Annotated in this window: 10 protein-coding genes; 4 read left to right on the top strand and 6 right to left on the bottom strand. The window is 71.3% G+C overall.

Annotated elements, in window-relative coordinates; genetic code table 11:
- Positions 1 to 142: 142 nt before the first annotated feature.
- A complete protein-coding gene (locus E6W39_RS31450; protein ID WP_101379809.1) occupies positions 143 to 349 on the bottom strand; it encodes a cold-shock protein in 207 nt (68 codons plus the stop codon).
- A gap of 422 nt (positions 350 to 771) precedes the next feature.
- Positions 772 to 2,943, bottom strand: coding sequence for an MMPL family transporter (locus E6W39_RS31445; RefSeq protein WP_141636370.1), 2,172 nt, complete (start codon positions 2,941 to 2,943; stop codon positions 772 to 774).
- Positions 2,944 to 3,507: 564 nt separating this feature from the next.
- Between E6W39_RS31445 and E6W39_RS31440 the strand changes: the two genes are divergently transcribed.
- Positions 3,508 to 4,422 carry a phosphotransferase enzyme family protein gene (locus E6W39_RS31440; RefSeq protein ID WP_141636369.1) on the top strand — a complete coding sequence of 305 codons (915 nt, stop codon included), beginning with the start codon at positions 3,508 to 3,510 and terminating at the stop codon, positions 4,420 to 4,422.
- A gap of 200 nt (positions 4,423 to 4,622) precedes the next feature.
- Positions 4,623 to 5,636 carry a polysaccharide deacetylase family protein gene (locus E6W39_RS31435; RefSeq protein WP_141636368.1) on the top strand — a complete coding sequence of 338 codons (1,014 nt, stop codon included), beginning with the start codon at positions 4,623 to 4,625 and terminating at the stop codon, positions 5,634 to 5,636.
- A gap of 15 nt (positions 5,637 to 5,651) precedes the next feature.
- Here E6W39_RS31435 and E6W39_RS31430 read toward each other — a convergent pair whose 3' ends face one another.
- Positions 5,652 to 6,386: an exonuclease domain-containing protein gene (locus E6W39_RS31430; RefSeq protein WP_141636367.1), complete on the bottom strand. Its 735-nt coding sequence runs from the start codon at positions 6,384 to 6,386 to the stop codon at positions 5,652 to 5,654.
- A 165-nt stretch (positions 6,387 to 6,551) separates the two neighbouring features.
- Here E6W39_RS31430 and E6W39_RS31425 point away from each other — a divergent pair, with 165 nt between their 5' ends.
- Both E6W39_RS31425 and E6W39_RS31420 read left to right on the top strand, forming a co-directional pair.
- A complete protein-coding gene (locus E6W39_RS31425) occupies positions 6,552 to 6,983 on the top strand; it encodes a hypothetical protein (RefSeq protein WP_141636366.1) in 432 nt (143 codons plus the stop codon).
- 74 nt (positions 6,984 to 7,057) lie between these two features.
- On the top strand, positions 7,058 to 7,333 hold the full coding sequence (locus E6W39_RS31420; RefSeq protein ID WP_220140288.1) for a hypothetical protein: 276 nt from the start codon (positions 7,058 to 7,060) through the stop codon (positions 7,331 to 7,333).
- 18 nt (positions 7,334 to 7,351) lie between these two features.
- Here E6W39_RS31420 and efeB read toward each other — a convergent pair whose 3' ends face one another.
- The 3 genes from efeB to E6W39_RS31405 form a co-directional block, all read right to left on the bottom strand.
- Complete coding sequence (gene efeB, locus E6W39_RS31415) at positions 7,352 to 8,668, bottom strand: iron uptake transporter deferrochelatase/peroxidase subunit (protein ID WP_141636364.1); 1,317 nt, start codon at positions 8,666 to 8,668, stop codon at positions 7,352 to 7,354.
- Positions 8,668 to 10,731 carry an iron uptake transporter permease EfeU gene (gene efeU, locus E6W39_RS31410; RefSeq protein ID WP_141636363.1) on the bottom strand — a complete coding sequence of 688 codons (2,064 nt, stop codon included), beginning with the start codon at positions 10,729 to 10,731 and terminating at the stop codon, positions 8,668 to 8,670. The genes efeB and efeU overlap by 1 nt, the downstream gene beginning before the upstream one ends.
- Before the next feature lie 100 nt (positions 10,732 to 10,831).
- A complete protein-coding gene (locus E6W39_RS31405; RefSeq protein ID WP_141636362.1) occupies positions 10,832 to 12,091 on the bottom strand; it encodes an SAV2148 family HEPN domain-containing protein in 1,260 nt (419 codons plus the stop codon).
- Between the last annotated feature and the right edge of the window lie 354 nt (positions 12,092 to 12,445).

The following is a 12,445-nucleotide window of genomic DNA, read 5'->3' as shown; positions in this document are numbered from 1 at the left end:
CGTGGTCACCGCGGTGGGTTGACCCATGGTTCGGCCGCCAGGAGTGAGTGCGCCGCCCCGGCCGATGCGGCGGCATGGACGAAGGCCCGCACCTAGCGGTGCGGGCCTTCGCTGTGTCAAGCGATTCCAGCGAAGCCGCTGGTCAGCCGACGATGGTGATGTTCTCGGCCTGCGGGCCCTTCTGGCCCTGGGTGACGTCGAACTCGACCTTCTGGCCCTCGAACAGCTCGCGGAAGCCGTTGGCGCTGATGTTGGAGTAGTGGGCGAACACGTCCGGGCCGCCACCCTCCTGCTCGATGAAGCCGAAGCCCTTCTCGCTGTTGAACCACTTCACGGTGCCGGTAGCCATAACCGATTTCCTCTACATACCTGGGGCAACGAGGCACACACGGCGTGTGCCTCGCGTCGCCGCGATCCCCATCCGGAGATGACCCACCGGACAAAACAAATGCGCCTGTTGGTTGATTACCAGCAGGCGCACACAAACGTTCATGGGAACCAAAACTGCAACTGGTTCGACTGTAGCACGGTGCGGGTCAAAATGATCGGATAATTTTTCACCCGGGACCCTCGATCCGCACCATGGCAAGTCTGCAGGTCAGCGGCCGTTCGTCCGCCGCGCAACGCCCGGGTGGACGGTCGGCGGACCGCCGGTGACGCAGACGGACGGGCCGCCCCGGGAGTACCCGGGGCGGCCCGTCCGCCGTGCATGAGCGGTGCTGCGAGGGGCAGCCGGCGCGGCGCCAGTGCGCGGCGCCGGCTGCTCCCCTGCTACTGCGGGGTGCGGTAGCGGGCCGGGACCATCTCGTCCCGCTCGGTCCACTCGCCCGGCGCGACCGGCGTCGGCTCCTGGTGGCCGGGCCACCAGGCGGCGCGGCCGAGCAGCGCAGTGAGCGATGGGGTGAAGAACATCGCCATCACGAAGGCCGAGACGATGATGCCGAAGGCCAGCGAGAAGCCGATCTCGCTGAACAGCACGTTGCCGGCCAGCATGAAGGTGGCGAAGGAAGCCGCCAGGATGGCGCCGGCCGAGCCGACGGTCGGGCCGCCGTGCTTGACCGCTTCGTACGCCGCCGTGCGCGCGTCGCGACCCTCGCGGGCTTCCTCCCGCAGTCGGGCGATCATCAGGATGTTGTAGTCGGTGCCGATCGCGACCACGAACAGGTAGATGAACATCGGCAGCATGAACATGATGCCGGACTGGTGGGCCATGTGCTGGAAGACCAGGCTGGTGGCACCGAGGGTGGCACCGAAGCCCAGGCCGACCGAAGCCATCAGGTACCACGGGGCCACGGCGCTGCGCAGCAGCAGGCCGAGGATGATCATGATCAGCAGCGCGGCGATCGGGAAGACCGTCTTGTAGTCGTGGTCCATCGCCGAGTTGATGTCCGCCTCGACCGCGGTCATGCCGCCGGCCAGGGCCTTGGTGCCGGCCGGGGCGGCCGAGTGCGCGGTGTGGCGCAGGCCGTCCATGGTGTCCAGCGCCTTGTTGGAGGTCGGGTCGTCGGTGAGCGTGACCGTGAAGTCGGCGGTCAGCTTGTCCCCGCTGACCTGCGGCTGCGGCGAGACGTCGGCGACGCCCTTGACCTTGGCCAGCGCCTGGGCGTAGGCCGGGAACTGGCTCGCGTCGAGCGGGGAGCCGTTGGTCGAGGTCACGTACACCTGCGACGGATCGGCGGCACCGGCCGAGTAGGCGGTCATCAGGCTGTTCTGGACGACCATCGACTCCTTGTTCTTCGGCATCGAGCCGGAGGCCAGGTCGAAGGTGCCCTTGTAGCCGAGCCCGGCCAGCGTGAGCGCGACCAGGATGCCGCCGGAGACCAGGGCGACCATGCCGGGGCGGCGCTGGGTGACGCGACCGAGGGCGGCGAAGCGGGCCCCGTCCTTCTCGTGCATCCACTTCTTGCCGGGCCAGAACAGCGCTCGCTCCGGGATCACCGAGAAGACCGCGGGCACCAGGGTGAGCGAGGCGATGGCGGTGGTGACCACCGCGATGGCCAGCGCCGGGCCGATCGCCTTGAACATGCCGAGGCTGGAGATGATGAGGACGGCGAAGGCGACGGTGACCGCACCTGCGGCGGACGCGATGGCCTCGCCGACCCGGCCGATCGCGTTGACCATGGCCTCCTTGCGCGGCTCCCCGGCTCGCAGCCGCTCGCGGTAGCGGAACATCAGGAAGAGGAAGTAGTCCGTACCGACGCCGAGCAGCACCACGATCAGGATCGCGGACATGGTGTCGTTCGCCTTGAGCCCGAAGAGCTTGACGGCGTCGGAGATCAGCGCCTTGGCGGTCGGCATGATCACGGCCATGATGACCAGCAGCGGCAGCACCGAGATGATCACGCTGCGGAAGATGATCGCCAGGATGGCCACGATCAGCACGAAGCTGCCGAGGAAGATCAGCGTGTTGGCGGTGTTGGAGGAGTCCTGCTGGTCCAGGTTCTGACCGGCCTGACCGCCGAACAGCACCTTCACATCACTGCCGTTGGCGAGCGACCTGGCCCCGTCCCGCACCTTGGTGGCGGTGTCGATGTACTTCGCCTGCGGCGTGTTCTTGTCGAAGGCCACCTGGGACAGCCCGAACTTGCCGTCCTTGGAGACGGCCCTCGCGGAGACCGGCGTGACGGTCTTGAGGTACGGGATGTTGTCCGCCGTCAGGCCGTCGGTGACCTTGTTGATCGCCTGCTTGTCCTGGTCGGTCAGCTGGCCGCCGTCGGTGCGCTCGAAGAGCAGCAGGGCGCTGGGCGTGAACGCGGCCGGGAAGGCCTGCTGCTGCAGGTTCGCCGCCTGGATCGACTCGGAGCTCTTCGGCAGGAAGTCGCTCTCATCGTTGGAGCTGGTCAGCTGGGGCGCCGTGGCGATGATCGCGATGGCGGCGACCACCCAGGCGGCTATCACCCACCAGGCGCGCTTGACGACGAATTGTCCGATTCGGTGAAACATGGCTTCCGATGCCTCCTGGCATGGGTTCACCGCAGCCCTGGGGGACGGGGACGCCGGGCGACGGGTTGTGGCTGAGGTCGCGGACCTTAGCCGGTCGGCAGGTAAGTGATAATCAGGAGAAGCATCATACGAGAACTTACTGGCCGCCCGGCAAGTGAGTTATGACCAGCGCCGGTGCCGTCCCTGAACCGCGTCGTGACGTTTCCCCCAGGGGCCCGCTTACTGCCCCGCAACCATCCTGGCCTGCCGTCCGCGCCCCGGACCTCGTCCCTCGGGTGGAGATCCCTCCCCCTCAGGGTGGAGTTCTCCCCGTACCCAAGGTGGAGCGGACACCAGGGAAAACCCCACCTCACTCCCCGAGGGGAACCCGGGCGGGACTCGCCCGCCGCCCGGATCAACGGTCAACTCCCACCCCGCTGCGTTCAGTTGAAGACCTGCGCTGGCCGAACCGACTCGAACCCTCCCCTGAGCGCACCCGGAGCCGGCCGCGATCAACTGACGAACCTTCAGTACGGCTGCAACCGGCCGTGCTCGATCTTGGGAGCGGCCGGTAAGTTCGTGGGCATGCACGTCCTCCAAGAACCGCCATTCGACGAGGCGCGGGCCCGCACCCTGCTCGCGCAGGCCTGCGCCACCGCCGGCCTACCCGACCCGGCCGGCGCCCGGCTGCTCGCGCTGGGCGAGAACGCGGTCTTCGACCTCGGCACCCCCGCCGTGGTCGCCAAGGTGGCCAGGGACCCGGCGCTGGCCGAGCGCACCGCGCGCGAGCTGGCCGTCGCCCGCTGGCTGGACGGAGCGGGCATCCCGGTGGTGCGGCCGGCCGACGGACTGGTCGACCAGCCGGCGGACGGCCACCCGGTCAGCTTCTGGCACCGCCTGGCGCCGGCGGTGCGGCCGGCCGCCGCGGCCGACCTCGGGCCGCTGCTGCGGGCGCTGCACCTGCTGCCCGGCCCGCCCGGCCCGGCCCCGCAGCAGCTGCCCCACCGGGAGCTGCTGGCGCCGGTCGAGCGGTGGCTGCGGGCCGGTGGCAGCGCACTGGATCCGGCCGACGTGGCGTTCCTGCTGCGGCGCCGCGACGAGCAGCAGCCGGCGGTGGCCGAGCTGGTGCCGATGCTGCGCACCGGGGTGATCCACGGCGACGCGCTGCCACGCAACGTCCACCTGGGTCCGCACGGGCCGATCCTGCTGGACCTGGAGACGGTCGCCGACGACCTGCGGGAGCACGACCTGGTGGTGCTGTCGGTCAGCCACCACCGCTACGGCCTGCCCGAGGCCGACTACGTCGCGTTCACCCGCAGTTACGGCTGGGACGTGCGGGACTGGGCCGGCTACCCGGTGCTCCGCGGCGCCCGGGAGACCGCCGGCACCGCCTGGCTGGCCCAGCGGGTGCCGGGCAATCCGGCCGCGCTGGCCGAATTCCGCCGCCGGGTGGCCTCGCTGCGCGAGGCGGACCGGTCGGTGCGCTGGCACGCGTTCTGAACGGCGCGCAGGCGCGCCGAAGAGGTGTTTTGCGGAACCACCCCGACCCGAATCCTGAGCGAACTCCCAGGATGGGTGACATAGCTCTCACAATCCTCTCAGCGTTTCGGAACTGCGGACCGCGCCGTCATCGTCGTAGGGAGCGGCCGCCACCACTTCCGGTGCGGCCGAACCCATCCCATGACGTCAGGAGTCGCCGCATGCCGGTCCGCACCCACCGCACCGTGCTCCGCCGCGCCGCCGCCGGAGGCGTGGCAGCCCTCACGCTCGCCCTGGCCTGCGCATGCGGCCCGACCTCGGGTGGGTCCGGCCAGGCCGCCGGCACTCCGGCCGCGGGCCCTTCGAGCTCGGCGTCCGCCGGCACGGCTTCGGCCGGCGTGGACCCGTCGAGCTCGGCGGGCACCGGCGACCCCACGCCCACGGCGGGTCCGACCAGCGGCAGTCCCAGCGGCTCGCCCAGCGGCTCGCCCAGCGGCTCGGCGTCCGCCGGCTCGACTCCCTCCGGCTCGGCGAGCACCGGCGGCCGCACCGCCCCGGCATCGCCCTCCGCCGACCCGGCCCCCGCCACCACGGCCGCCGCCCCGCGCCCGGCGCCCGACGCCCCGGGCACCTCGATCGTCTACAACACCGCGAGCAGCACGACCAGCGGCAAGACCGTCGCGCTCACCTTCGACGACGGCCCGGGCCCGTACACCGGCCAGATCCTCGACCTGCTCGACCAGTACCACGTCAAGGCGACCTTCTGCGAGATCGGCCCGCAGGCCAGTGCCAACCCGGCGCTGGTGAAGCGGATCGTGGCCGACGGCCACCGGCTGTGCGACCACACCGTGCACCACCCGCAGCCGATGCACACGCTCTCGCTCGACAAGCAGACCTACGAGATAACCGCCGCCAAGGACATGATCGTCGCGGCCGGCGGCCCGGGCACCCAGGTCAGCTGGTTCCGCGCGCCCGGCGGCGACTTCAGCAAGGCGAACCGCCAGATCGCCGCCCAGGACGGGCTGCGCCCGGTCGGCTGGACCGTGGACACCCGCGACTGGGCCCGGCCCGGCGTGGACCAGATCCTGGCCAATGCCAAGTCGGAGCTGAAGCCCGGCGGCATCATCCTGATGCACGACGGCGGCGGCGACCGCTCCCAGAGCGTCGCGGCGCTGTCCCAGCTGCTGCCGTGGCTGGTCCAGCAGGGCTACACCTTCGACTTCCCGGCCAGCTGACCGGCTGTTCGAGGATCAGCGCAGCGGCCAGCGGGCATCCACCACGGCCTGCGGGTCCTTGCCGGCACGCAACCAGGACTGCAGGCCCTCGGCCCACTCGCGGTACCAGTGCACCTGCTGCTCGTGCAGCGCGGCCAGGGTGAGTTCACCGACCTCGGCGGGATAGCGGCGGCCCAGCGCCACCGCCACCCGCACGGCGGCGAGCGCATCGCTGGCCGCATCATGCGCGTGGGCCAGCTCCACCCCGTAGACCTCGCAGACCCGCTGCAGCCCCCGGGAGCCCTTGCGGTAGCGGTCCACCGCCCGGTCGATCACCAGCGCGTCCAGCACCGGCGCCACCAACTCCCCCGCCAACCGCTCCGCTAGCGACGGCAGTTGATGGCGCCGCAACTCGGCGTCCAGCAGCGACAGGTCGAACGGCGCGTTGAACGCCACCACCGGGGTGCCCCGGCCGAGCTTCTCGCAGAGCGCCGCCGCGATCTCCTCGACCGCCTCGGCGGCCGGGCGCCCCCGGGTGCGGGCCTGCTCGTCACTGATGCCGTGGATCGCCCGCGCCTGCTCGGGTATCGGCACCCCCGGATCCAGCAGCCAACGGGTGGTGCGCACCGGCACCCCGCCGACCGCCTCCACCAGCGCGGCCGTGACGATCCGCGACTCGGCCGGCTCCGTCCCGGTCGTCTCCAGGTCGAAGCCCACCAGCGGCCCCTGCCACCACGGCGCCGCCACCGGCCCCGCGTCAAGCTCGCCCATCACCAGCGCCCCTTTCGTCCCGTCTCTCGGTTCGTCGGGGTCCATCATCACGGCTGCCTGTGACAACCCGGCTGGTAGGCCCTGTTCGAACGAATTTCGCCTTCACAGATGTGATGGTGCTGCTAGCGTCCGGTGCGCTGTCCGCCCGATGAAGGAGTGCTGTCCGTGCGCCTGCCGCGTCCCCTGCTCTGCCTGCCGCTGATAACCGTCCTCGCCGCCTGCGGGTCGGGCAGCCAGAAGGCGGCGAGCCCGACGGTGAGCACACCGGCCGCCGCCTCACCCGCCGTGAGCGGCACGCCGGTTGCTTCGTCCTCGGACTCGCCGCAGGGCTGGACAGGTTGGGCAGGGTTGTCGGCCAGCGACCTGCTCAGCGACGCTGTGACCGCGACGGACAAGATCCAGACCCTCAAGGTGGACGCCACCAATCCCGCTGACAAGGGGGATGTCGAGCACCTGGACGTCGATCAGCTCGCCGGGAACTGCGCGGGAACGATGGCCATCGGGGGCGCGCCCTACCTCAGCTTCGTCATCAAGGCCGGCCAGAACTGGGAGCGGCTGGAGGCCGGGTACCCCTCCACCCCGCTACCGACCGGTTGAGAGGCCACTACTTCAAGACCCCGAACAGCTCTCCGGGTCTCAAGGACATGCTTCGTACGTGTCAGCTCGACCCGATGATCTCCAAGCTGATCGACGGGCGCGGCACCATGACCAAGGGCGACACGATATCCGCCGACGGCCACCAGGCGGTCTGGATCACCGACACCTCGGCCGACGGCAGCACGTCGACCATCCTCGTCTCGGTGGACTCCGGGCCCTATGTCCTGCAGGAGAAGAAGGGCACCACGACTCTCACCCTCAGCGCCTTCAACTCCCCCGTCACCATCACGGAACCCCCCGCCGACCAAGTGGTCGACGCACCGGGCGCCGGCCAGCTGCCCGGCATCTGACCGGCTCCTGACGTCCCGTCACGCCGCCGCGAACATCCCCCGCCCCAGCCAGTCCCCGGCATCCCGCACGCCGGGCAGGACGAAGAAGTAGCCGCCGCCGGTCGGGGAGATGTAGTCGACCAGGGGCTCGTCGATCAGGCGGGTCTGGGTGGCCTCGAACTGGCGGACCACGTCCTGCTGGTAGCAGCAGAAGGCCAGGCCCATGTCGAGGTTGCCGACCTTGTCGATGCCGCGGTCGTAGTTGTAGCCGCGGCGCAGGATGCGGGTGTCGTCGGTCTTGTCGGTGCGCGGGTTGGCAAGGCGGATGTGGGCGTCCAGCGGGATCGCCTTGCCGTCCGGGTCCTTGGCGTAGTCGGGGGCGTCGTTCTCGTTGGCGCCGTCGAGCGGGGCGCCGGTGTCCTTGCGGCGGCCGAACATCTTTTCCTGCTCGGCCAGCGAGACCCGGTCCCAGAACTCCACCAGCATCCGGATGATCCGTATCACCTGGTAGCTGCCGCCGGTGGCCCAGGCCGGCTCGCCCATGCCGTCCTTGACCCAGACGAGGCGGTCCATCTCGCGCCCTGACTTCACATCGGGGTTGACGATGCCGTCCTTGAAGCCGAGCAGGTTGCGCTGGGCGCCGGCCGGGCGGGGGGCGTTCTGGAAGCCGTCGATCCGCCACTTGACCTGCATCGCGCCGCGGGTGTGCCGGGCGATGTCGCGCAGCGCGTGCAGCACGGTGTCCTGGCTGTTGGCGCAGATCTGCAGCGACAGGTCGCCGTGCAGCTCGTCGGGCTGCAGGTTGTCGTTGGGGAAGGTCTTCATCGGGGCGAGCTTGACCGGCTTGGCCTTGGCCAGGCCGTAGCGGCCGTCGAAGAGCGAGGCGCCCACGCCGACCGTGACGGTCAGGTTGTCGCTGGGCACGGTGGGGCCGAGGATCCCGTTGTCGGCCGGCGGTGCGCCGACGCCCAGGTCCGGCGGGGTGCCGCCGGCGGTGAGGAACCGGATCCGCTCGGTCAGGGTGTGGAACAGCTGCTCCAGGGCGGGCCGGTCCTGTGCGATCACGTCGAAGGAGATGAAGGCCGCGGCCATCGGCTGCGGGGTGAGCACCCCGGCCTGGTGCTCGCCGTGGAACGGCACCACGCCGTTGGCGCCGCCGGCGTCCGCCGCCTCGGCCGGCTGCGAGCCGCCGCCGAGCGCGAAGGCACCGCCGGCCAGCGCCGCGCCGGCCGCGCCGACGCCGAGCGCGGCGCCCAGGAAGCTGCGGCGCGCGGGACCGGCCGGGCAGGCGGCCTCGGGGGCGGCGGCCGCGTGCGGGAACGGGCAGGAACCGGTGGAGCTGGGCTGGCTGGTCATCAGGCGGACTTCCGGATCTCAAGCAGGTCGGGAATCGGGGCGAGGTCTTCGAGCAACTGGCCGGTGGCGCCGTTGAGTTGCATCCGGGTCGGCTGGTCGAGCTGCTGCACCGGGGTCCAACTGCCGTCCGGGCGGTGGGCGGCGGCCAGCAGGTCGCCGACCCGCTTCATTCCGGCATTGACGGTGTCGAGCAGCTGCGGGCTGCGCGCCTGGATCAACGGCTGCAGCACGGTGAGCAGTTCGCGGGTGCCGGCGGCATTGGCCTCGGCGGTGGCCAGGTTGGTGCCGCTGCCCTCGTCGGTGTCGCCGGTGAGCTCGAACTGCAGGGTGTTCTCCAGGATTTCGTGGGTGCGCAGCGGCAGGTCACCGGGGTCGAAGTCCTGGGTCGGGAACGCCTTGATCAAGGCGGCAACGTCACCCGTCAGTTGGTCGACGGCCGGAGTGAGGTCGGCGGCGCTCTGGTTGTGCCACAGGCCGTACTCGACGCGGTGGAAGCCGGTGAAGTCCTTGTCGTTGACGCCGTCCGGCAGGCCGTCGGCGCGGCCGTTGATCTTCTTGTCCAGGTCGGCGAAGGTGCCGTAGGCGGCGCCCAGCGAGGAGTACTTGAGGTGGGCGGTGGGCCAGTCGGCGCGGGCCGCGTCGAGGTTGCCGCCGTGCACGTCGGACTGCAGCTTCTGGGTCAGCGTCAGCAGGTCGGCCAGGCCGGAGTTGACGTAGGCCTTGTACTGGTCGAGCGGGCCCTTGAGGTCGTCCTCGGAGACCGGCAGCACCGCCTTGACGTCCTGCCCGCCACCGGTGACGTGGACGGCCGCCGAGGTGACCGCGTCGCCGCCGGTGGGCACGCAGCGCCAGGCCAGGTCGCCGCTGCCGATGGTGGCGGTGAGCGGGCGGGTGGTGCCGGGGGCCAGGCCCTCGATCTCGCCGTAGACGGCGTTGGTGGCCGGGTTGACCAGGTAGACCTCGGAGGTCTTGGAGCCGGCGTTGTGCATCTGGAAGGTCTGCCGGCCGGGCTGCGGGGTGGTGAAGCCCTTGCCGCACTGGGTCTTGTCGTCGGAGACGGTCACGGTGGCGGCGGCGGCCGGCTTGCCGCCGCTGGCCGCGATCACCACGCCGGCCGCCACGGCCGGGACGGTGACCAGCGCGGCCGGCAGCAGCCAGCGGTTGCGGGTCGGGGTGGCGTCAACTGTCTTGATTTCAGCGGCAGCCTCAACTGCGGCCTCCGGCTCGGGCTTGGCCTCGGCCTTGGGCGCCGCCGCCCGCACCCCGCGGACGAAGAACGTCATCACCACGGCCAGGTAGACCGCGTAGGCGACCACCTGCAGCCAGGTCATGGTGACGGTGATGTTGAAGACGCCCTGCACCAGCGTCGCGTACCAGGAGCCGGCGTCCAGCGTGCCGCTCAGGTCGAAGGCGTAGGCGTGCCCGCCGGGCAGCACGCCGCCCTCCTGCAGGTCGCGCAGCCCGTAGCTGAGCACCCCGGCGGCGATCACGATCAGGACCATGCCGGTGTAGGTGAAGAACCTGGTCAGGTTGATCTTCAGCACCCGGCGGTACAGGCCCCAGCAGAGGCCGGCGGCGAGCACCAGGCCGATCCCGGCGCCGATCGCCGGGCCGGTGGCCTCACCGGCGGAGCGGGCGGTGGTCCACAGGAAGAGCGAGGTCTCCAGGCCCTCCCGGCCCACGGCCAGGAAGCTGGTGACGACCAGCATGCCGGCGCCCATCCCGAGCGCCGCGGTGACCTTCTCGCGGATCTGCGTGGAGAGGTTGCGCGCCGACTTGCGCATCCAGAACACCATCGCGGTGACGAAGGCGACGGCGATCAGGCTGAGGGCGCCGCCGAAGGCCTCCTGCGCGGTGCCGGAGAGGTTGGCCGCGGTGAAGGTGAGGACGGCGCCGAAGCTGAGCGCCAGCGCGATCGCGGCCAGCACACCCGTCCAGACCTGCGGCAGCCGGCCCTTCTGACCGGAGCGGACCAGGGTGGCGACCAGGATCGAGACGATGAGTCCCGCTTCCAGGCCCTCCCGAAGCCCGATCAGAAAGCTTGGAAACGCGTCGTCCCACATCGGTGGTGAACTCCCCTAGGCGTGCGTGGGCCGCGACTGCGACCAAGGTTAGCTTAGGCATACCTTAGTCGCGGCACGAGAGGGGGGTCCGGTGCGAGCCTCAGTTGATGGGCCGGGAGTCGGTCCACACCCCCTCGAACTCCTCGCGGTAGACGTCCAGCAGCCCCTGCTCGCCGTCCTCCCCGCCGCCGGCCGCCGCGCGCAGCACCAGCGCCGGCGACTCGATCCCGCGCGCCCGGCGCAGGTACGGCTGCACCACCCCGAGGTCGCCGGTGCGCCGCCGTGAGCCGGGCACCCGGGCGCCCTCCACCAGGTAGGCGGTGAACCGCGGGGTCTCGTCGAAGACCCGGATCTCGAAGCCGCCCGGGTCGCGCAGCCGGGCCCGGACCCGGCGGACGTGCATGATGTTCATCTCGATCGAGCGGGACAGCTCGCCGCGGCCGAGCCCGAGTTCCCGCTCCCGGCGGCGGACCGCGCTGCTCGCCGGGTTGAGGAAGAGCAGCCGGGCCCGGCAGCCGTCGGAGGCGAGGCGCACCAGCCGCTTGCCGGTGAAGTTCTGACAGAGCATGCCGAGCCCGATGCCGATCGCGTCCAGCCGCCGGGCGCCCTCCAGCAGGTCCTCCACCGGTAGGTCGCGCTGCAGCCGCACCCGGTCGGCGTGCACCGCGGCGACATCGGCGAACCGGCCGGCCACCAGTTCCTCGATGACGTCGGAGGGCGGTGCGGCGGATGCCGCCGGCCGCCCGTCCAGCAGGCCGAGCACCCGGGCGGCGGCCCGCTCGGTCTGCGCCAGCACGGTGGCCGACAGGCTGCGGTTGCGGGAGACGACGTGACGCGCCACCTCCAGTTCGTCCAGCGCGAGTTCGATCTCGCGCCGGTCGTCGAGGTACGGCTCGAAGCACGGCCAGTGCTGCACCATCAGTTCGCGCAGCTGCGGCAGGGTGAGGAAGACCAGCGGGTCGTCGTCGGCCGGGTCCAGCAGGTACCCCTTGCGCCGGCTGACCTCGCGCACCGCGGCGGCCCGGCGCACCCACTCCTCGCCGACCGGCCCGGCGGCGGCGGTCACCCAGTCCGCGCCGTGCGCGGGGGCGTACACCGGGCGCAGCAGTTGGTCGAGCAGGGCGCGCAGCCGCTGCTCGACGAGGTTGAGCCAGACGTAGGCGCGGCCGGTGAGCCGGACCCGCTGGTAGGCGCGCTGCCACTGCTCGCCGGTCCAGCCGGGCGCGGCGGCCTCGGTGCTCCCCTGACCAGGCAGTAGGCGCCCGCCGCCCGGGGAACCGAGCACCACGGTCGGCGCCTCGGCTCTCGAACCCGAGCCGAGCGGGGGCCCGTCCGGCCAGTCGTCGGCGGGGAACCCCATGCGCTACCTCACCTCTCGGCCGCCCCTCCCCGGCTGGAGGCGACGTGACGATCAAGGGTACTGCCCGGCCGGGCAGCCGGGCAGCCCAGTGCGAGCCCGGGTTGCGGCCGGCTGCCGGGCGACTCGATAGAGCGTCAGGACGGGTCTGCGACAGCACGGGCGCAGACCTGGGCAACCCCTCCGGCTGGCCGCTCGTTCGGGTTAATGCGCCCCGAAAGGGCGTCAGAATGCGCTCGGAGCGGCATCCATGCCAATGACAGTGTGTCAGTCGGCAGTGTGCCGTGCGTCACGCTGGGCGGGGCGCGGACATGTGACGTGCGCCACCCGGGCATACCGCAGCCAGCGGTGCGCCGA

The organism is Kitasatospora acidiphila (genome assembly GCF_006636205.1).
Classification (GTDB): Bacteria; Actinomycetota; Actinomycetes; order Streptomycetales; family Streptomycetaceae; genus Kitasatospora; species Kitasatospora acidiphila.
This window is presented reverse-complemented; position numbering and strand designations above follow the sequence as displayed.